The 19,229-nt window shown below is 71.8% G+C and carries 17 protein-coding genes; 4 read left to right on the top strand and 13 right to left on the bottom strand.

Features of this window, described 5'->3' with window-relative positions; all coding sequences use genetic code 11:
- Window positions 1–2: 2 nt before the first annotated feature.
- From AB0B91_RS30710 to AB0B91_RS30680, 7 genes are read right to left on the bottom strand one after another with little or no spacing between them, the layout of a single operon-like run.
- Window positions 3–971, bottom strand: a complete 969-nt coding sequence (locus AB0B91_RS30710) for a P1 family peptidase (protein WP_358326927.1) — start codon at window positions 969–971, stop codon at window positions 3–5.
- Entirely contained in the window at window positions 968–1,705 is a 738-nt protein-coding gene (locus AB0B91_RS30705) for an ABC transporter ATP-binding protein (RefSeq protein ID WP_358326925.1), read from the bottom strand. Before AB0B91_RS30705 ends, AB0B91_RS30710 begins: the two co-directional genes overlap by 4 nt.
- A complete protein-coding gene (locus AB0B91_RS30700) occupies window positions 1,702–2,730 on the bottom strand; it encodes an ABC transporter ATP-binding protein (RefSeq protein WP_358326923.1) in 1,029 nt (342 codons plus the stop codon). Before AB0B91_RS30700 ends, AB0B91_RS30705 begins: the two co-directional genes overlap by 4 nt.
- Window positions 2,727–3,584, bottom strand: coding sequence for an ABC transporter permease (locus AB0B91_RS30695; RefSeq protein WP_358326921.1), 858 nt, complete (start codon window positions 3,582–3,584; stop codon window positions 2,727–2,729). The genes AB0B91_RS30700 and AB0B91_RS30695 overlap by 4 nt, the downstream gene beginning before the upstream one ends.
- Window positions 3,581–4,489 (bottom strand): ABC transporter permease, encoded by a 909-nt coding sequence (locus tag AB0B91_RS30690; protein ID WP_358326919.1) that lies wholly within the window; start codon window positions 4,487–4,489, stop codon window positions 3,581–3,583. Before AB0B91_RS30690 ends, AB0B91_RS30695 begins: the two co-directional genes overlap by 4 nt.
- Before the next feature lie 2 nt (window positions 4,490–4,491).
- The gene (locus AB0B91_RS30685) at window positions 4,492–6,117 is read right to left on the bottom strand and encodes an ABC transporter substrate-binding protein (protein WP_358326917.1); all 1,626 of its coding nucleotides are present in this window, start codon (window positions 6,115–6,117) and stop codon (window positions 4,492–4,494) included.
- 12 nt (window positions 6,118–6,129) lie between these two features.
- Complete coding sequence (locus AB0B91_RS30680; RefSeq protein ID WP_358326915.1) at window positions 6,130–8,034, bottom strand: primary-amine oxidase; 1,905 nt, start codon at window positions 8,032–8,034, stop codon at window positions 6,130–6,132.
- Between the two features lie 140 nt (window positions 8,035–8,174).
- On the opposite strand from AB0B91_RS30680, the gene AB0B91_RS30675 reads away from it, so the two are divergent.
- Window positions 8,175–9,140 (top strand): LacI family DNA-binding transcriptional regulator, encoded by a 966-nt coding sequence (locus AB0B91_RS30675; protein WP_358326913.1) that lies wholly within the window; start codon window positions 8,175–8,177, stop codon window positions 9,138–9,140.
- Here AB0B91_RS30675 and AB0B91_RS30670 read toward each other — a convergent pair.
- Both AB0B91_RS30670 and AB0B91_RS30665 read right to left on the bottom strand, forming a co-directional pair.
- On the bottom strand, window positions 9,135–9,812 hold the full coding sequence (locus AB0B91_RS30670) for a response regulator transcription factor (RefSeq protein ID WP_358326911.1): 678 nt from the start codon (window positions 9,810–9,812) through the stop codon (window positions 9,135–9,137). The genes AB0B91_RS30675 and AB0B91_RS30670 overlap by 6 nt on opposite strands.
- On the bottom strand, window positions 9,800–11,056 hold the full coding sequence (locus AB0B91_RS30665) for a histidine kinase (RefSeq protein WP_358326909.1): 1,257 nt from the start codon (window positions 11,054–11,056) through the stop codon (window positions 9,800–9,802). The genes AB0B91_RS30670 and AB0B91_RS30665 overlap by 13 nt, the downstream gene beginning before the upstream one ends.
- Window positions 11,057–11,141: 85 nt before the next feature.
- Between AB0B91_RS30665 and AB0B91_RS30660 the strand changes: the two genes are divergently transcribed.
- Complete coding sequence (locus AB0B91_RS30660) at window positions 11,142–11,300, top strand: hypothetical protein (RefSeq protein ID WP_358326907.1); 159 nt, start codon at window positions 11,142–11,144, stop codon at window positions 11,298–11,300.
- Here AB0B91_RS30660 and AB0B91_RS30655 read toward each other — a convergent pair whose 3' ends face one another.
- The 3 genes from AB0B91_RS30655 to AB0B91_RS30645 all read right to left on the bottom strand — a co-directional run bounded on the left by AB0B91_RS30655 (window position 11,301) and on the right by AB0B91_RS30645 (window position 16,131).
- Window positions 11,301–13,886, bottom strand: coding sequence for a glycoside hydrolase family 3 C-terminal domain-containing protein (locus tag AB0B91_RS30655; protein WP_358326905.1), 2,586 nt, complete (start codon window positions 13,884–13,886; stop codon window positions 11,301–11,303).
- A gap of 98 nt (window positions 13,887–13,984) precedes the next feature.
- On the bottom strand, window positions 13,985–15,232 hold the full coding sequence (locus AB0B91_RS30650) for an MFS transporter (protein WP_358326903.1): 1,248 nt from the start codon (window positions 15,230–15,232) through the stop codon (window positions 13,985–13,987).
- Window positions 15,229–16,131: a DMT family transporter gene (locus AB0B91_RS30645; RefSeq protein WP_358326901.1), complete on the bottom strand. Its 903-nt coding sequence runs from the start codon at window positions 16,129–16,131 to the stop codon at window positions 15,229–15,231. Before AB0B91_RS30645 ends, AB0B91_RS30650 begins: the two co-directional genes overlap by 4 nt.
- An 89-nt stretch (window positions 16,132–16,220) precedes the next feature.
- Between AB0B91_RS30645 and AB0B91_RS30640 the strand changes: the two genes are divergently transcribed.
- Window positions 16,221–17,108: a LysR family transcriptional regulator gene (locus AB0B91_RS30640; RefSeq protein WP_358326899.1), complete on the top strand. Its 888-nt coding sequence runs from the start codon at window positions 16,221–16,223 to the stop codon at window positions 17,106–17,108.
- A 95-nt stretch (window positions 17,109–17,203) separates the two neighbouring features.
- Here AB0B91_RS30640 and AB0B91_RS30635 read toward each other — a convergent pair whose 3' ends face one another.
- A complete protein-coding gene (locus tag AB0B91_RS30635; RefSeq protein WP_358326898.1) occupies window positions 17,204–18,187 on the bottom strand; it encodes a LacI family DNA-binding transcriptional regulator in 984 nt (327 codons plus the stop codon).
- A gap of 267 nt (window positions 18,188–18,454) precedes the next feature.
- Here AB0B91_RS30635 and AB0B91_RS30630 point away from each other — a divergent pair, with 267 nt between their 5' ends.
- Window positions 18,455–19,201 (top strand): hypothetical protein, encoded by a 747-nt coding sequence (locus AB0B91_RS30630; RefSeq protein ID WP_358326896.1) that lies wholly within the window; start codon window positions 18,455–18,457, stop codon window positions 19,199–19,201.
- Window positions 19,202–19,229: the final 28 nt, after the last annotated feature.

The raw sequence follows: 19,229 nt of genomic DNA, 5'->3' as shown, positions 1-19,229 counted from the left end.
ACTTACTCCACACTGCTCAAGATGGCGTCCCAGGCGATCTCCGACGCCAGCGCGCCCAGTCCGGCCGGCTTGAGCCCGCCCAGGTCCACCTCGTCGGTGGTCAGCGCGAACAGCACGTCGCCGTCGTTCTGAGTGTGGAAGGGCTGGATCCCCCGGTGCATGGAGCCGTGCACCTGGCGGCTGAGCTGGGTGAGCTCGACGTCGGCCAGCCGTACGTTCGTGATCAGCACCGTCAGCGTGGTGTTGCCCATGACGGCGGGGGCGTCCGACGTGATCGCGTAGTCCACACTCGGGTGGCGCCTGGTGTCCTCGTCGGCGTGGTAGTTGCCGCGCAGGATCGTCCCGTCGCGGCCCACGACCACGCCGACGGAGTTGACCACCGTCGCCACCAGGACCTTGACCGCCCCGAAGGTGCCGAAGGCGGCACCCTGCCCGGCGAACTCGGCCCTGGCGAACTCGACCTTGCCCGCGCTGGCGCTGCGGCCGGCGCCGCACCTGCCCACGGGGAACTCGCCCTCGACGGCGGCGCGCAGCGCGGCGCGGCCGAGCTGCCCGTCGGGGTGGACGGCGTTGTCCCGGGTGGAGAAGTCGTAGATCACCGCGCCCGAGACGAGTTGGAGTTCATCCCACTTGGTCCGGTTGCTCCGGCGGGCCAGCAGTTCCTCGCTTACCCCGGCGATCGCCGACATCCCGTACACCGAGCCGCCCGTCAGGCAGATGGCGTGGTTGTAGTCGTAGCCGCCGCTCAGGCCGACCGCTCCGCCGCGGGCGTCCACGGCGGTCCGCGCGCCCGCGGGGACGTGCACGACGGTGCAGCCGGTGGGGCCCTCGCCGTACTCCGCGGTGCCGACGTACACGCCGGGCAGGTCGAAGGCGACCGAGCCGCGTCCCGGGCTGGGCTGCGGGGTCAGCGTGAGGTCGGAGTTACCGGGCACGCCGGCGGTGAAGGCCGACACGGGAGCGAGGGTCACAGGGACTCCAGGAGTTGTCGCGAGTACGGATGTTCGGGTGCGGTGTAGAAGGTGACCGCGTCGGCGGTCTCGACGACCTCGCCGCCGCGCATGACGGCGATCCGGTCGGCCACGTAGCGGACGGCGCCGAGGTCGTGGGAGATGAACAGCGCGGCGAAACCGTACTCCGCCTGCAGGTCCTTGAGCAGGTTGAGGATCTGCACCTGGACGGAGACGTCCAGGGCGCTGACGGCCTCGTCGAAGACGATGAAGCTCGGCCGGGTGATCAGCGCGCGGGCGATGGACACCCGCTGCCGCTGGCCGCCGGACAGTTCGTGGGGGTAGCGGTCGACGAAGCCGGCCTCCAGGCCGACCTGTTCGAGCGCCTCGGGGACCCGCTCTCCGGCGGCTTTTCCGAGTACGGCCAGCGGCTCGGCGACGCTCTGGCCGATGCGCATCCTCGGGTTCAGCGACCAGTGCGGGTGCTGGAGCACGGCCTGCATCCGCCCGGCCAGGTCCTTGCGCCGCCGGGGGAACGGGCGGCCGTCGAACCTGACGGTGCCGGAGGTGGGCCTTTGCAACCCGAGCGCCACCCGGCTGGTGGTCGTCTTGCCCGAGCCCGACTCACCCACCAGGCCGAGCGTCTCTCCTTCGGCGACGGAGAGCGAGACCCCGCGCATGGCGTCCAGCCGGGTACGGCGCAGCGGCGGGCCCGTGATGAAGGACACCGTGACGTCGGTGAGATCGAGGATCACGCGATCACCTCCAGCTCGGCGGCCCGGTGGCAGAGCACGTCCTGGGCGCCGACGCGGACCGGTCCGGGGCGCTCGGTGGTGCAGCGGTCCTCGGCGAAGGGGCAGCGGGGCGCGAACGCGCAGCCGGCCGAGGGGCCGGTCAGGACCGGAGGGCGGCCCGGCACCGGCTCCAGCCGCACCCCGGGGGTGGCCGCGGCGGGGGCCGATCTGGCCAGGGCGGCGGTGTAGGGGTGGACGGGATTGCCGAGCACTTCGGCGGCGGGACCGCTCTCCACCACGCGCCCGGCGTACATGACCGCCACGCGGTCGCATCTGCGGGCGACGGCGGGCAGGTCGTGGCTGAGCCAGACGATGCTCGTGCCCTCCTCGCGGGCCAGCGAGAACACCACGTTCAGCACCTCCTCGCGCACCTGGCTGTCGAGCGAGGCGGTCGGCTCGTCGGCGACCAGCAGCTCGGGCGAGGCGGCCATGGCCAGCGCGATCGCCACCCGCTGGGCCATGCCGCCGGACAACTGGTGCGGGTAGGCGGCCGCCACGCGCGGGTCGTCGAGCTTGACCCGCTTCAGGTGGAAGGCCACGTCCGCGTCAATCCCGCCGCCACGACCACCGCGACCACCGTCCCGACCACCGTGGCCGCCGTCCCGACCGCTGTCACGGCCGTCGCGACCATTGCCGCCTTGTTGTCGCAAGACGAGCCGGAGCTGATTGCCGACCCGCATGGTCGGGTCGAGGGAGGCGATCGGGTCCTGGAAGACGAAGCCGAGCCGGTGCCGGCGCAGCCGCCGCAGCGCGGCGGGCGGCAGGTCCAGCACCGGCTCGCCGGCCACGCGCACCGTGCCCGCGCTGACCACCGCCTGGCGGGGCAGCAGGCGGCCGATCGCCGCGCCGAGCGTGGACTTGCCGGACCCGCTCTCGCCCACGACCCCGACGGCCTCGCCCGCCGCCACCCGCAGGTCGGCGCCGTCGAGGGCGCGGGCCGTTCCGTAGTCGACCTCCAGGCCGTCCACTTCGAGCAGCGCGCTCATATCAGTGCCCTCGTCTCCCTCGGCTCGAACCGGTCGCGCAGCCCGTCGCCCAGCACGTTGATGGACAGGATGGCGAGCACCAGCACGACGCCGGGCCCGATGATCAGCCAGGGAGCCGCCATCATGTAGGTGCCGCCCTGGCGGATCAGCACCCCGAGCGACGCCTGCGGCGGCTGCACGCCGAAGCCGAGGAAGCTCAGCCCGCCCTCGACCGAGATGCCGACCGACAACGCGTAGGTGCCCTGCACGGCGATGGTGCCGGCCACGTTCGGCAGGATGTGGCGGCCGAGGATCCGGGGCAGTCCGGCACCGCTGATGGCCGCCGCGGTCACGTAGTCGCGTTCGGCCACGGCGACGGCGGCGGCTCGTACCAGCCGGATCATCAGCGGGATCGTGACCAGCACGATGCTGGCCACCGCCGCGAGCTGGCCGGGCCCGGCGACGGCCGCCACCAGGATCGCCAGGACGATGGCGGGGAAGGAGTAGAGCAGCTCCACGACCCGCATGACCAGCTCGTTCAGGTAGCCGCCGCGGTATCCGGCCAGGATGCCGAAGCCCGCGCTGAGCGCGGCGGTCACCAGAACGGCGGCCGAGGAGAGCAGCAGCGTGGTGCCGACGCCCTCCATGACGCGCGGCAGCATCGAGCGGCCCAGGTTGTCGGTGCCCAGCCACCAGCCCGGCCCCGGCGGCCGCAACCGCGGGCCGACGATCGCGTCGGGGTCCCCGCCGGCGTGCACCAGCGAGCCGAGCGCGACCAGGACGAGCAGCAGCAGGCAGCCCAGGCCGGTCATCGACAGCGGATCGAGCCGCCGTGCCCGCCGCACTTCGACCCGCGTCTGTCCGGGTCTGTTCACGCGCGCCTCCCGAGCCTCGGGTCGACCAGCCCGACGAGCAGGTCGATCAGGACGTTCATGACGATGAACACGGTGGCCGCCAGCAGCACGCCCGCCTGTACGACCGCGTAGTCCCTGCGTCCGACCGCCTGGACGACGTACGAGCCGATGCCCGGCAGGTTGAACAGGTACTCCACGATCAGCGCCCCACCCAGGAGGTAGGCGGTGATCGTCGCGGTGAGCGTCAGCACGGGCCCCGCGGCGTTGCGCAGGATGTGGTGCCTGACGATGAACCACGGCGTCTCGCCCCGGGCGACGGCGGCGGTGACGTGCGGCTCGACCAGCACGTTCAGCACGGCGTCACGGGTCGTCCTGGCCGTAGCCGAGATGGCGAAGATCGACAGCACCGCGGCGGGCAGCAGGTAGCCGCTGGTCTGCAGGCCGTACCGGGAGACCACGAACACCACCAGGCTGCCCAGCGCGAACTCGGGGACGCTCACGCCCAGCCCGCTCAGCAGCCGCCCGGCGGCGCCGCCGCCTCCCGGGCGGGCGCGCAGCGCGGTCAGCACGCCGAGCGGCACCCCCGCCAGCAGGGCGGCGCCGACCGCGAGCAGGGTGAGCTGGGCGGTCACCGGAAGCCGGGCCCACAGCTCGGCCGCGACCGGCTGCCTGCTGATCATCGAGGTGCCGAAGTCCCCGGTGCCGACCGCCGCCATCCAGTGCCCGTACTGCGCGAACACCGACTGGTCGAGCCCGTACCTGGCAGCCAGCTCGGCCTTCTGCTCGGGCGTGGCGAACGGGCCCAGGATCGTCTCGGCGAACCCGCCCGGCATCAGCCGGAGCGCCGCGAAGATCAGGACGGAGATGCCGAGGAGGGTGACGGCCGAGCTCAGCGCCCGGCCCGCCCACCACAGCAGGAGCCGCATCGTCAGCCCTTCTTGGCCCGGGCGTCGGCGACCAGCCGCAGCAGGTTGCCGTAGCCCTCGGTGGCGTACAGGCTCGGGCTGACCGCGTCGGCGCGGTAGGCGACCGTGGCCGGGCGGGTGACCAGCGGGATCATCTGCGCGTCGGTGTCCGCCTTGGCGCACACCGCGGCCAGCGCCTTGTCGCGCTCCGCGCCCGACGGGGTCTCGGCCGCGGCGGCGATCAGCTTGTTGAGGTCCTTGTCGGCCTGCATGAAGCCCACGTTGAAGCCGGCGACGTCGGGGTTCCACCAGGTGGTGACCATGCCGGGGTCGGCGTACCCGGCGAACCACGACAGCGCGGCGTCGAACGTCGCGGGCACCTTGCCGTACACCTTGCCCGCCCAGCTCGCCTCGTCCATCTGCTCGATCTTGACGGTGACGCCGGCCTGCTGGAGGTTCTGCTGGATCACCTGGGCGACGGCGGGGGCCGGCTCGGTGGAGTAGATGCTGAGCGTGAACGACAGGTTCGCGACGCCCGCCTGGGCCAGCAGCTCCTTGGCCTTCGCGGCGCCGCCTCCGGTGGCCGAGGGCAGCGCGGCCGGGTCACAGGCGCCGGGCAGGCCGGCGGGCGTGACGCCGGTGGGCTTGCCCTGGCCGCCGAGCGCCACCTCGGCCATCTGCTTGCGGTCCAGGGCCATGTTCAGGGCCTGCCGGACCCGGGGGTCGGCGAACTTGGGGTTCTTGGAGTTGAGCATCAGGTAGTAGAAGTCGGTGGTGGCCTGGGTGGCGACCTTGACGTTCGCGGCGCCGGCCAGCATCGCGGCGGAGTCGACGTTGCCCAGCGCGGCCAGGGCGGAGCTGCCGTTCTGCACGGCGGCCACGCGGGCGGCCTCCTCGGGCGCGATCGTGACGGTCAGGCTGTCGGCGGCCGGCTTCCCCTTGTCCCAGTAATGCTCGTTGCGGGCGAAATTCCAGGACACGTCCTGGCGGTGCGCCTGCACCTTGAACGGCCCGGTGCCGAGCATCTCCTTGGCCGGGTCGAGCGTCTTGGCCTCGATCTCCTTCATCGGCAGGATCGCGGCGGGCACGTTGGCCAGCGCCGCGAGGAACGGCGTGTACGGCTTGGCCAACGTGATCTTGACCGTGGCCGCGTCGACCTTGGCCACCTTCTCGACCGGGCCGAGCTGCCCCCGCCATACCGACTTGGCGGCCAGCAGCCGCTTCAGGCTGCCCACCACGTCGTCGGCGGTCATCTCCCTGCCGTTGGAGAAGGCGACGCCCTTGCGCAGGTGGAACACGTACGTGGTCGGGTTCGGGTTGTCCCAGCTCTCGGCCAGCCGCGGCTGCGGGCTGAAGTCGGGCCCCACGGTGACCAACGTCTCGTAGACCAGCGACATGAGCTGCCAGGAGGTGGCCACGTCGGCGAGCTGCGGGTCGAGCCCGGTCGCCGCGCCGCTGTCGATGTGCACCGCGACGTTGAGCGCGCCGCCCGCGGGCAGCTTGTCGTCGGCCACGGCCAGGAAGCCGGGGGCGGCCGTCGAGCCGGTCGCGGCGGTGCCCGGCGGGGCCGCCGCCGTCCCGCCGCCGCAGGCGGCGGTGGTGGTGGCCAACGCGAGTGCCGCGACGCTACCGGCCAGTCTGTATCGCATGACGCCTCATCTCTAGTGACAGGAGCCCTGGCTGCTCGGCGGGACGTCGAGCGTGGGGTTGCGGTCGAAGAACCCGGCGGGCTTCAGGGTGAATCCGCACGTGTCGACGGGCATGATCGGCCAGTCCTCGGTACGGGGGAAATGGGTCAGCCCGAACGTGTGCCACAGCACGATGTCCTGGCCGTCGATGTCGCGGTCCGCCGCCGTGTACGCGGGCAGACCGGCGCCACCTGGATGCTGGTTGACCAGGTCACCGGCCGGATACCGCTCCCGGGGGTGGTACCTGGTGACCCAGAGATGGCTGGTGGCGAACTCCGCCCTGGCGCGGATCGAGGAGTCCTCGTGGGCGAGCAGGGTGGGCAGCCCCTCGGGGTACAGCGCGTAGCCGACGGGCTCGCCCAGACGGTTGGTCACCGCCGGGTTGACCACGTGCCAGGTCCGGCCCGTGGCGAGGTCGGCGTCGCGCCGGCCCTCCGACTCGGTGCGCAGCCTGGTGACCTTGCGGCCGAAGGCGTTGCCGTACGGGTTGCCCTCGTCCATGGGCAGGCGTACGACCTCCACCTCGTCCACCGCGTTGGCCGGGCCGTCGACCATCATGTCCAGCCGCGCGGAGAACAGGTGCTGGTGATACGGTGCGGCCAGCCCCGGAGCCACCTGCGAGCCGTACGGCGCGGCCCGCTCGTCGTAGGCGCCGGTGAACACGATGCCGGTGGCCTTGACCTCCAGCTCGATGGTGCCGTCCAGGTAGAGGTACCAGTAGAAGCCGTAGTCGTAGTTGCCGACGGTGACGAAGAAGGAGATGACCAGCCGCCGCTGCCTGCGGGTCTCGCGGGAGCCGTTGGCCGGGTCGGTGTGCTTCCACAGCACGCCGAAGTCCTCCTCGTGCATGCAGATCGCGTTCTGCAGCACCTGGGGCGAGCCGTCGCCGCCGGTGACGGTGACGTCGAAGTAGGTGATCTCGCCCAGGCAGTCGCAGCCCAGCTCCAGCGAGTTGGCCAGCTTGCCGAGCTGGTATTCGCCGGTGTCGAAGTAGTTCTGCCAGAACCGGATCGGACTCGGGTCCCCGTAGGGCACCAGCATCTCGGCCACCGACGCCCGGTAGACGATCGGCCGGCCGTCGAAGCCGATCTGGTGCAGGACCAGGCCCTCGCGCATGTCGTAGCCGAGGCGGACGTTCCACTTCTCCCAGGTGACGAGGTTGCCGTCGATGCCGAAGCTGGGGCCGTCCGGCTGGGTGATGTGGATGGGCCGCTGGGTGGTGCGGTGCTCGCGCTCCAGATGATAGTCGCCCGCTTCCGCGGGGATGGGCTGCGCGCCGGTGTCGACGATCTCGATCACCACGCCCTTGAGCAGGTCGACGAAGGCCACCAGGCCGTCGATGGGGTGCGCCCAGGGCAGGCTCTCCTCGGTGGGCCGCAGGTGGGCCAGGACGCGGGCGATCCGCCTGCCCTCCTCGCCCGGCAGGCCGTAGCTGCCCGCCGACAGCGCCGCGAGCCACACCAGAGCCGTGTCGTCCAGGCCGCGCCTGGCCAGCGCCTCGGCCCACCCGGCGTCGGCGCCGAGCACCCGCCTGACCAGCTCGTGCTCCTCGTCCAGCATCGGAACCTGGCCGTCGGTGACCGGGTCGATCGGCCGGCGTTCCGCCACCCGTCCTTCGGTGATCGAGACGACGACGTCCTGGGCCTGCTCGGTCGCCAGATCGAGTACGAGGGCGCGGGCCCGCCGGTCCGTGGGGCCTTCTCCGAGCACGGCTTCCTTCGGGGGCTCCTCGATCCCGAGGTAGGCCACCCGGCCGGTGACGGCCAGCACGCCGTCGTCCGCCATGATCCGCTTGACGTCCTCGATCTCCTGCGCGCTGAGCGGGTCGAGCGGATGAGACCGCTCCCCGACGCCGAGAACCCGCCGTCCAGCTGCCATCCGGCTTTCGCCCCTCTCATTACACTGCCGGAACGTTCCGGCATGCGGGTCAACATACTTCCGTGTCAGGGCGAGGACAAGACCTTTGGGCAGGTCGATACATGGCGGAAACAGAACAACGGTGGCGCTAACATCGGGGCGTGCGCGCAGACGAGCCGGCCACTATCCTCACGGTCGCCAAGACGGCAGGGGTTTCCAAGACGACCGCGTCCGACGCGCTCAGGGGCTCCGGCAGGGTGTCGGAAGAGACCAGGGCCCGGGTGATGGAGGCGGCCGACGCGCTCGGCTACGTGCCCAACGGCTCGGCCAGGCACCTGCGCCGCGCGAGCACCGGCACCATCGGCCTGCACGTGCCCGAGGTGCTCACCCGCTCGTCCTACTACATGTCATTCGTGTTCGGGGTCGTGCAGGGGGCGGCCGACAACGACTACGACGTCACGCTGATCACCTCGGGCCGCCGCACCCCGCGCGTCGACGGCCTCGTCCTCGGCGACCCGCTCGGGGACGACCCGATCGTGGCCAAGCTCATGGACACCGGCCTGCCCACGGTCACCTGCGAACGCTTCACCGGCACCGGGCGGGCCGACGGCGTGGTGCGCTCCGAGCACGCCGAGATGCTGGGCCGGCTCATGGACCATCTGCGGGCCTCCGGCGCGACCCGCCCCGCGCTCATCGTGGCCGGCGACATGAGCGACTGGGCCGCCTCCGTACACCGGGGCTTCCGCGACTGGTGCACGCGCCACGGCGTGGATCCGCTGGTCCGCACGGTCCCCTTCGACTGCTCGGCGGGCGAGGTCCACCAGGCCGCCCGCGACCTGCTCGCGCTGGAGCCGCGCGTCGACGCACTGGTCTGCGGTCCCGCCGGGTCGGCCACGGACCTGCTGCCGCTCCTCCGCGAGGAGGGCCGCGACCTGCTGCTCGCCTCCTGCGTCGACAGCCCCGCGATGCAGCAGGCCGACCCGCCCATCACCGCCATCGACCTGCGGCCCAGGGAGGCCGGGGTACGGTGTGCGGAGCTGCTGTTCGACCTGCTGAGGGGTACGAGCCCGGCGGGGACGGAACGCATCCACCCCATCGAGCTCACCTTGCGAGCCTCCACCTCATGACGGACTCTCGGCGTCATGGACGACCAGGGCGAGCTGGACCCGGTTGTCCAGGGCCGCCTTGGTGAGGATGCGGGAGATGTAGCCCTTCACGGTGCCGACGCTCATGTGCAGCTCGGCGGCGATGACCGCGTTCGGCTTGCCCTGGCCTACCGCCAGCGCCACCTCACGCTCCCGCTCGCTGAGCCGCGCCAGCACCGTCCGGGCGTCGGCGCGACGGCGGTTCTCCTCCTCGGGCACCAGGTGCGCGATCAACCGCCGGGTGACGCTCGGCGACAGGATCGGCTCGCCGCCCACGACCCGGCGGATGGCATCGACGATCCCCTCCGGCGGGGTGTCCTTGAGCAGGAACCCGCTGGCCCCCGACCGCAACGCCCGGAAGACGTGCTCGTCGGCGTCGAACGTGGTGAGCACGACCACCTCGGGCGCCTCGGGGCGGCCGCGCAGTCGCCGAGTCGCCTCGATGCCGTCGAGCCCGGACATCCGGATGTCCATCAGCACCACATCGGGCGCGTACTGGTCGACCGCGGCCTGCACCTCACCACCATCGGCCACCGCGCCCACTACGAGGAGGTCGGCCGCGCCTTTGAGCATCAGCGTCAGACCGGCACGGACGAGCGCGTCATCATCGACGATCAGCACCCGGATCGGTGGCGAGTCACTCACACCGGCCATGGTAGCCACGCCACCAGCCGGAACCCGCCGCCCACCACGGGCCCGCACGCCAACCGCCCACCCGCCAGCACCGCCCGCTCCGCCAACCCTGCCAACCCCGCCCCCGCACCCGTCAGCCCGAGATCGGCCCCGGACGCGAGTCCTCCGGTCTCACCGGCAAGCCCGGCATCCTCCCCGAACCGCCCCACTCCACCGCCTGGCTCGGTGCCCGTCTCGCCAGGCGACGGGTTGCGTACCTCGACCCGCAGCTCGGCGCCCGCCGTACCGGACAGGAGGACCGTGACCGGCTGGCCGGGCGCGTGCTTACGGGCGTTGGTGAGCCCTTCCTGGACGATGCGGTAGGCGGCACGGCCGGTGGCGTCCGGCAGGTCCGCCAACCGCAGCCCCTGGTCGTACAGCTCGACCCGCATCCCCGCCCGCCGGGACTCCGCCACGAGCGGCACGAGATCCGGCCGGTCACGCGTCAACGAGCCGTCATCAGACGGCGGCGCGTCGCGGAGCACCGAGATGACCGCGCGCAGCTCCTCCAGCGCCAGGTGCGCGCTCGACCGGATCACCCCCGCGGCCTCCGCGACCTCGCCCGGCGTCGCACCCGCGTTGAACTCCAGCGCCCCGGCATGCACCGCCAGCAGCGACAGCCGGTGCGCGAGCACATCGTGCATCTCCCGCGCGATGCCGACCCGCTCCGCCCGGCGCGCCTCTTCGGCACGGAGCCGCTGGTCGGCCTCGGCCCGCCGGGCCCGTTCTGCCAGCGACAGCACCAGCTCCCGCCGGGTACGCGCCAGCATGCCCCAGCCGGTCAGTGCCCCACCGAACAGCAGGCCCACCAGCGCCCACACCGGATAGGGCGCCACCCCCGGCGGCCGCCAGGCGAACCTGACCAGCGTCGCCACCACCCCCGCGACCCCCACGGCGATCGCGGCGGGCGGCCGCCGATACAGGGCCGCGATCAGCGCGGCGATCCCGGCCGCCACCGAGGCGGCCGCCGCGGGCACCGACAGCGCGATGATCGCCAGCCCCACGGGCACCGGCCACCTGCGGCACAACCACAACCCCGCGCAGGCCAGCGCACCCCCCGCCACGTCGGCCACCAGGTACCAGCCCGGCGTGCCACCCGTCAGATCCCCCCAGACGACCGCGACCGCCCCGGCGAGCGCGAGCACGAAACCGCCCGCCCCGACCGCCCAGTCACGCCGCGACCGCAGCCAACCGGGCCGAACGTCCTCCACGCTGGCCACGAACATGACCGCAGATGCTAGCCCGCCACCGACCCGTGCGTAAGCAACCAAAGTCATCACCGCAGACGACCGAAGTCACGGCGCCCGGTTCATGGGCTGTCGGGGCCAGGCTCCCGAGCTCGAACACGTGACGGGCCGCTACTTCGCCAACGGCAAACCCAAGAGGTCCTCCCAGCTCAGCTACGACGAGGCGGCCGCGGCGCGGCTCTGGCAGGTGAGCGCCGAGCTGGTCGGCCTGACCTCTTCCTGATCACGATCGCCGAGGATCGAAAATGAGGCCCGGCGCCTCGGAGAGGGTCTTCGCGTCCGAGGAGGAGCCGACCTCCAGCCGGAAGGTGCCCGGCTCGACGGCCCAGCGGCCCGCCGCGACGTCCCAGTGCTCGACGGCCCGCCGCCGGACGGTCACCGTCACCGCCACCTCCTCGCCGGGCGCGGCGTCGACCGTGGCGAACCCGGCCAGCCAGCGCGGGGAACGCTCGACGGCGCTGTCGGGGCGGCTCGCGTACACCTGCACGACCTCGCGTCCGGGCCGGTCACCGGTGTTCCGCACCAGGACGGTGACCTCGGCCGTCGCATCGTCTTGGCGAACCTTCGCGGGACCGTACTCCCAGGTCGTGTAGCCGAGGCCATGACCGAAGGGGTAGAGGGCCTCGACCTCGCCGCGGTAGCCGATCGCCGGCCCCTCGTCGTAGGTGAGCACGCCGTCGACCGGCTGGGTGGCGGCGTGGTCCCCCTCCCGGAGCGGCCACGAGGTGGGCAGCCGCCCGCCGGGCTCCACCCGCCCGAGCAGCACGTCGGCCAGCGCGTTGCCGTACTCCTGCCCCGGGAACCAGGTGAGCAGGACCGCGGCGACCTCGTCGTGCCAGGGCAGCAGGACGGGGGCGCCGGAGTTGACCACGACGATGGTGCGCGGGTTCGCGGCGGCGACGCGGCGGACGAGCTCGTCCTGGCGTCCCGGCAGAGCCAGGCTCGTCCGGTCGAACCCCTCGCTCTCGACCTCCTCGTTGGTGCCCACGACCACCACGGCGACGTCGGCATCGCGGGCCAGCGCGACGGCCCGCTCGATCTCCTCCTCGTCCGTGCCGTGCGGCGGCTCCAGGTTGAGCTGAAGCGTGGGGCCGGGCAGCATGCCCTCCGCCCGGCCGAGATCATGTACCAGCGTGACCTCGACGCTCTCACCCGCCGCGAGCCGTACGGGGTGGGTCCGCTGCGGCGGCGTCAGCATGCCCTCGACGATGTCGGCGCCCGGCGGCAGCGTGAGCACGACGTCGTAGACCTCCTGCCCCGCGACGATGAGCCGGTGACGGCCGAGCCCCGAGGAGCCGATCAGGTACGTACCCGCCTCCGTGGCCCTGATCAGGGCGCGGACCTCGATCGTGGCGAGCCGCTCGCGCGGGACGGCCTCGGGGAAGGAGCCCATCACCCAGTTGAACGCGCCCCCGTCGCGCGGCTCCACGGCGAGCACGGACCCGTCGCCGTCGAGGTAGCGCACCTCGGCGCCGTGACCCGACCCGTGGGTGCCGACGCCCGATCCGTCAGGCAGGGCGAGCCAGGGGGCCCGCGCGATCGGCGTGCGGGTGTGCGCGACGACGCCGATGGCGTGCGTCACCTCGACGCCGTCACCGACCGCGGCCCGCAGACCGTCCAGCGGCGAGACCGTGTACGGCGGGAACACGGTGGCGCTCCCACCCCCCAGGGTCCTGGCGACCTCCGCGTTGGGCCCCAGAACGGCGACCCGCCGCAACCCGGCGGGGTCGATCGGCAGCACCCCGCCCTCGTTGCGGACCAGCACGAACCCGGCCGCCGCAGCCGCACGCACCTCCGCCGCGACTCGCTCTTCCGTGTACGCTTCCCCGCCCCTGGGAGCCCCCGCGAAGCCGGCGACCTGAGCGGAATCGAGAGCGACGGCCGAGGCAGCGGGACTGTCACCGGTGTCGGGGGCGGTGTCCAGGGCGCCGACGCGGGCGGCCAGGCGGAGGATTCGCCGCACCTTCTCGTCAACCTCCGCCTCCGGCACCGCGCCCGCCCGCACCGACGCCACCAGCGCCGCACCCCATGGACCCGACGGCCCGGGCATCACCAGGTCGAGCGCGGCGTTGGCGGCCGCCTCCGTGGAACTGGTGGCGAACCAGTCGGACATCACGACCCCGTCGAATCCCCACTCGTCCCGCAGGACGTCACGCAGCAGCGGGTTCTCGGTCATGGTCGCGCCGTTCACCCCGTTGTAGGCGGCCATCACCGCCCATACCTCGCCCTCCCCGACGATCGCCTCGAAGGGCGCCAGATAGAGCTCGCGGAGCGTCCGTTCGTCCACCCGGGCGTCGAGAGTCATCCGCTGGGTCTCGGAGTCGTTGGCGACGAAGTGCTTGACCGTCGCGCCCACTCCCCCGTTCTGCACGCCCCGCACGTACGCGACACCGATCCTGGCGGTCAGCAGCGGGTCCTCGCTGAAGCACTCGAAGTGGCGCCCGCCGTACGGGGACCTGTGCAGGTTGACCGTGGGGGCGAGCAGGACGTCCACGCCCTTGCGCCGAGCCTCGGCCGCCAGCAGGCGGCCGATCGCCTCGACGCGGGCCTCGTCCCAGGTGGCGGCGAGCGCGGTGGGCGAGGGCACGTTGACGGAGGTGTCGCGCTCGTCCCAGATCTCGCCACGGACGCCGGCCGGCCCGTCCGAGACGACCAACCGGCGCAGGCCCACGGCCGGTTCGGGGTGGAGCGACCAGAAGTCGGCGCCGGTGAGCAGCCTCACCTTCTGCTCCAGGGAGAGCGCGGCGACAAGGCTTTCCAGGTTCATGAGGGGGTCCCTGAGCTCGGTGCGGACGTCCTTGATTTCCATCACTTATACGTAGAAGTAAGACGTGTCCGCAAACGTAGTCGCAGCCCTGAGGCGAGCACAAGAGGCCATTGAAACGATTTACACGCGGCCCTTCGCGATCAGCCGCTCGCGGCCGGGATCCCGGCCGGCAGTTCGCGGCGGGCGCGGAGTGGGGACAGGAAAACGGGCAGGAAGGCGATCGCCAGTAACACCGCACCCACCCAGAGGGTGACGCGCACGGTGGTCAGTTCGCCGATCAGGCCCGCCACCGCGGCGCCGACCGCCAGCGCGCCGGTGAGCAGGAAGCGGAAGGTGGCATTCATGCGGCCGAGCAGGCCGTCGGGCGTCATCCGCTGGCGCAGGCTGACACCGAGGACGTTGTCCATGCCCGTCTTGGTCATGGCCAGCAGCCAACCGGCCCCGGCCAGCCACAGCCCTGGGCCGCGGTCGATGAGCGGCACCAGCAGCCCCGCCGGCGCCAGCAGCGGGCCGGCCAGGCCGAGCGTGCGGCCGTGGCCGAGACGCGCGCCGATCGGGCGCGCGCACCGGGCGCCGAGCAGCAGACCGGCTCCACCCGCCGCCCAGAACAGCCCGAGCGCACCCGGCGGAAGCCCCAGCTCGCTGACGAACAGGATCGGCAGCACTGTGTTGACGATCTGCGAGCCGAGGTTGGTCAGGGTCCCGGTGAGAGCCAGGGCGCGTAGTTCGGCGTTGCCGAGGACGTGCCGCAGCCCTTCCGCGATCTGGGCGCCCAGCCGGGTGGGCCGTTCGGCGGCGGGCGCGCCCGCGGTGCCGCGTATGGCGGACAGCCGCAGGGCCGAGGCCAGGTAGCCGGCCGCCGCGCACGCCACTGCCACGGGCGCGGTGAGCAGTTGGACGAGCCCGCCGCCCGCTCCCCGCCCGGCCACGTTGCCGGCCGCGATCAGGGTCATGACAGCGGCATTGGCCTGCACGAGGCCGTCGCGGCCGACCAGTTGCGGCAGCACGCTCTGGGAGCCGACGTCGAAGAAGACGGTGGCGCAGCCGGTCAGCAGGACGACAGCGTAGAGCTGCCCGAAGGTGAGGGCGTCCAGCCACCAGGCGAGGGGAATGGAGGCGAGCAGCAAGGCCCGGGCCAGGTCGGCCAGGATCAGCACGCGGCGGTGGCGCATCCTGTCCACCCACGCCCCCGCCGGTAGGCCGATGAGGAGGAAGGCGGCGGTACTCAACGCGGCCAGCGCCCCCGCCTGGCCGGGTCCCGCGTGGAGGGCGGTCACGGCGATGAGCGGGATGGCGACGTAGCCGATGTTGGTGGCGAGCTGGCTGAGCGCCGTCGCGGTGAACAGGATACGGAAGTCGGGCATCCGCCAGGGGGAACTCGTGATCACTTGACTGGTACGTCCTCTGCGACGATGGGGCGTCTGTGTCGCTGGACCAGGCCTACACCGGCCAGGACGACCAGCATTCCGGTCAGGACGCGCAGGTCGAGTCGTTCGTCCAGGACGATCGTCCCCAGCGCGACGGAGACGATCGGCAGGAGGTAGCCGACCGTGGCCGCGCTGGTGGCGCCTTCGTCGGCGACGAGCCGGTAGCTGAGGTAGAAGGTGATCCCGGTGCTGAAGATGCCGAGCACGACGACGGCGAGCACAGCGGTCGAGTTGGGACTCGTCGCAGCTGTGCCGGTCACGGGCAGAGCCGGGACGCTCAGCCCGGTCGCGGTGATGAGCTGGGCCGCGGACAGGGCGAGCGGTTCGGTGCCCTGTCCGGTCAGTTTGCGGCCCATGTACGCGAACGCGACGGCATAACTGGCCGACGCCCCGAGCAGGGCGAGCGCTCCCCAGCTCAGCAGGCCGCTCTCGTGCCAGGGCGCGAAGATCAGCAACGTGCCGGCGAACCCGATCAGCAGCCCGGCCAGCCGCAGCCGGTGGAGCCCGCGCTCGGTGCCGATGATCAGGCCGATCAGCAGGGACCACAACGGGGTGGTCGCGTTCAGCACCCCGGCCACTCCCGAGTCGACGCTCTGCTCTCCGACGGCGTACAGGAAGAACGGCAGCGCGTTGCAGAAGAAGGCGGCCACGACGAGGCGTCCCCAGGTCGTGCGGTCCCGTGGCAGGCGCTGCCGGGCCAGGCGGGCCAGGCCGAGCAGGACGACCGCGCCGAGCGCGGCGCGGATGACGGTGATCTGCGCCGGGGTCAGCCCGTTGTCCAGCGCGAGCTTGATCCACAGGAAGGCCGAACCCCACAGCAGCGCGAGTACGGCCATCCGCGCCGACGATCCTCTGGTCACTGTAGTCCCCCCTTTCCACGAGGAAGGCTGCCTGAAGGCCACCTCATAGGACAAGTGAAGATTTGTGGCCAACCTTTAAGGTGGACTACATGCTCGACGTTCGACGGATGCAACTCCTGCGCGAGGTCGTCACCAGCGGATCGGTCACCGCGGCGGCCGCCAACCTGGGCTACACCCCCTCCGCGGTCAGTCAGCAGATGGCCGCGCTGGAGAAGGAGGCGGGAACGGTGCTGCTGGAGCGGGCCGGGCGCGGCATCCGGCCCACCGCGGCCGGGCGGCTGCTCAGCGAGCACGCGGCCGTCATCGGCCGGCAGCTGGCGGAGGCCGAGACGGCGCTGGCCGACCTGCGCGCCGGGCGGACCGGACGGCTGGCGATCCGCTACTTCGCCACCGCGGGCGCGACCTTGATGGCGCCCGCTCTGGCCCGCTTCCGCCGGGAACACCCTGGCGTACAGGTCGATCTGCGGGTGACCGACCCCGCCGACCCGCTGCCGGAGGTGGCGGGGGGCGAGGCCGACCTGGCCATCGTGGTCGCTCCCCGCGACCGCGTCCACGCGGGCATCCGCCTGGTCCCCCTGCTCGACGACCCGTACCGCGCCGTCCTGCCCAGGGGGCACCGGCTGGCGGGCAGACAGATCATAGAGCTGGGCGAGTTGGCGGACGAGTCGTGGGTGGGCAGCGAGTCGCCCGGGCCCTGCCTGGACGTCCTGCTGGCCGGCTGCGCGGCGGCCGGCTTCGCCCCGCGGGTCGTCGTCGAAAGCGACGATTACCCCACGGCACAGGGGTTCGTCGCCGCCGGCCTGGGGGTCTGCCTGATCCCGAGGATGGGACTGGCCAACCGCCATTCCGGCGTCGTGGTTCGCCGGGTACGCGGGCCGCAGCCCGTACGGACGATTCAGGCGGCGATTCGGGAGACGTCGGCGGCCCACCTCCCGCTCGCCAGACTCCTGGCCGCGCTCCAAGCCGCGGCAGCCTGAGCTCGCCGGCCCGGCGACCTGCCGTCCTGGATGCCGGGTCGAAGCCGGCGGTGCGCGAAGCGACCAGACCGGACTCGCCGATCATCGCGCCCGGGTCAGGCGGACTCGCGGATCACCAGGCTCGCGGTCTCGGTCCGCGGAGACTGCGGCGACCGCGCGTCATCCGCCCGCAGGATCATCTCCGTCAGGTGCCCGGCCAAGGTCTGGGTGTGCTGGTTGACCGTGGTCAGGGGCGGCACCGCGAAGGGTGCCAGCGGGATGTCGTCCACGCCGATCACCGCGAGGTCGCCGGGAGCGGTCAGGCCGGCGGTCCGCATCCCGGCCAGCAGCGCGAACGCGGTCTCGTCGTTGTAGGCGCAGACCCCGTCGACGCCCGCGGCGTGCCAGGCCCTCGCCACCTCGGCGGCCGTGGCCGTGTCGAGCGGCACATCCTGTACGTCCGGCGGCTCCAGCCCCAGTTCGGCGCAGGCTTGGCGGACGCCGGCGAGCCGCAGGTCGTAGAACTCGCGTACGCGCGGGTCGTCCGGCGCCGCGTAGCCGATGCGACGGCGACCGGTGGCGGCCAGGTGCCCGGCCTGCAGCCGGCCGATCTCGTTCTGAGGAACGGTCAGGATGTTCTCCCCGCCACCGTCCAGCCGGGTACTGACGACCCGGATACCGGCCGCCCGCAAGCTCGCCTGGTCTTCCGCGGAGATGGGGGTGAACGAGACGATGGCCACCGGTTCGAGCTCGCGGGCCAGCGCCGTCACGGGCAGCCGGCGTTCGCGGCGGGTGATCGCGGTCAGGCCGTGGCGTTCGAGGTCGTCAGTGAGGTGCTCGACGATCTGGGCCAGCGCGGCGCCGAGCGGCACGTCGGACAGGACGACCAGCACGAGGTCGCTGCGGCCCCGGCGCAGGGTGCGCGCGGCGGCGGAGGGCGCGTAATTCAGCTTGTCGACCGCCGCGAAGATCCGGCGCCGCGTCGCCTCGGAGATCTTCTGGTGCGGCACGTTGTTGAGCACGTAGCTGACCGTGGTCTGCGAGACCCCGGCCTCCCGGGCCACATCGATCGAGGTGATGCGGCGCGGCCTGGCTGCCATCAACCCCCCAGGCGTCCCGTACGGCTCCGGGCTGAATCGTAACAGTCGGGTGATGCGCCCAGAACGGGCACTCCCGGGCGACGGGCTACGGGCTCGGCGTGCGGTTCTTAACTGGGAATATCTGGACAATATCTATAAATCACCTATCGATCATCGCTGACGCGGCTTTCCTGGCAGCTTCCGTGACCCATTTGTGGCCGTACCGCGCAAACCTCAAGAACATGCGGACCGTCAGTTCAGTGGGCATCTGATGCGTGGGAGGCGATGGTGAGCCGAAAACCGAAAGGCCCGGCACAGCAAGATGCGGACCCTCCCAAGGAGCGGAACGTTCAGGTAACGGTGGCGCTGATCACCGTGGTCGGAGCCGTATTGGCGGCGGTGATCGCCGGGATCTTCGGAGTGGTCAATAGCCTGGTCAGCAAAACGGACGACAAACCAACCACTCCTCCCTCCCAAACCCGCTCCGCCACCTCGGGAGCCACTCCCCACACCAGCCCGTCCGGAGCGCCATGCCGACAGTTGCCCGAGCCGGTGACCAGCGACAAGTACGTCAAAATCTCCTACCCCGGCGTGGGCATCAATTTCATCAACTACAGCGTCACCTACAGCCGTGGCAGCGAGGGCCCTTTCGCGCACATCGAGGTTTCCGGTCAGATATCTGGCCGTATCCCTCCGCGCCAGCACCTGTATCCGTTCGGCTGGTCTGATCCGGCCACCACAGACAGCACGTCGCAGCACCATACGGGCAACGGCCTATATTACTGGGGGCAGAGCAATCAGATTTTCCCCGATGACAATGGATGCTGGTCTCAGTTGCGCAGAAAACTCGGATACTCGGGCGCCCAGGGACTGACCTTCCGCCATTACTACGGCCTGATCTCGGACTCGGACCTGCCCTGCCTGGAGAGGTTGTCCGACGCGAACAAGAGCGACAGCGGGCTCGACCTCGATCAGTTGACGCGATGCGGCGTCAATTTCATCGGCTATATAACTATACCGACCAAACACCTGTAGCCCAGGATGCGCCGACGCTCGGCGGCGC

It is taken from the genome of Nonomuraea sp. NPDC049141 (assembly GCF_040648415.1).
Lineage (GTDB): Bacteria > Actinomycetota > Actinomycetes > Streptosporangiales > Streptosporangiaceae > Nonomuraea.
The sequence above is the reverse complement of the archived record's forward strand: the minus strand, read 5'-3'. Positions and strand labels throughout refer to the sequence as shown.

Bases quoted from the DNA above. Each gene is read 5' to 3' on its own strand.
- AB0B91_RS30660 (WP_358326907.1), top strand. From the start codon at position 11,142: ATGGGCTGTCGGGGCCAGGCTCCCGAGCTCGAACACGTGACGGGCCGC.
- AB0B91_RS30635 (WP_358326898.1), bottom strand. From the start codon at position 18,187: ATGGCAGCCAGGCCGCGCCGCATCACCTCGATCGATGTGGCCCGGGAG.
- AB0B91_RS30690 (WP_358326919.1), bottom strand. From the start codon at position 4,489: ATGCGGCTCCTGCTGTGGTGGGCGGGCCGGGCGCTGAGCTCGGCCGTC.
- AB0B91_RS30685 (WP_358326917.1), bottom strand. From the start codon at position 6,117: ATGCGATACAGACTGGCCGGTAGCGTCGCGGCACTCGCGTTGGCCACC.
- AB0B91_RS30670 (WP_358326911.1), bottom strand. From the start codon at position 9,812: ATGGCCGGTGTGAGTGACTCGCCACCGATCCGGGTGCTGATCGTCGAT.
- AB0B91_RS30655 (WP_358326905.1), bottom strand. From the start codon at position 13,886: ATGGAAATCAAGGACGTCCGCACCGAGCTCAGGGACCCCCTCATGAAC.
- AB0B91_RS30680 (WP_358326915.1), bottom strand. From the start codon at position 8,034: ATGGCAGCTGGACGGCGGGTTCTCGGCGTCGGGGAGCGGTCTCATCCG.
- AB0B91_RS30665 (WP_358326909.1), bottom strand. From the start codon at position 11,056: ATGTTCGTGGCCAGCGTGGAGGACGTTCGGCCCGGTTGGCTGCGGTCG.
- AB0B91_RS30640 (WP_358326899.1), top strand. From the start codon at position 16,221: ATGCTCGACGTTCGACGGATGCAACTCCTGCGCGAGGTCGTCACCAGC.
- AB0B91_RS30700 (WP_358326923.1), bottom strand. From the start codon at position 2,730: ATGAGCGCGCTGCTCGAAGTGGACGGCCTGGAGGTCGACTACGGAACG.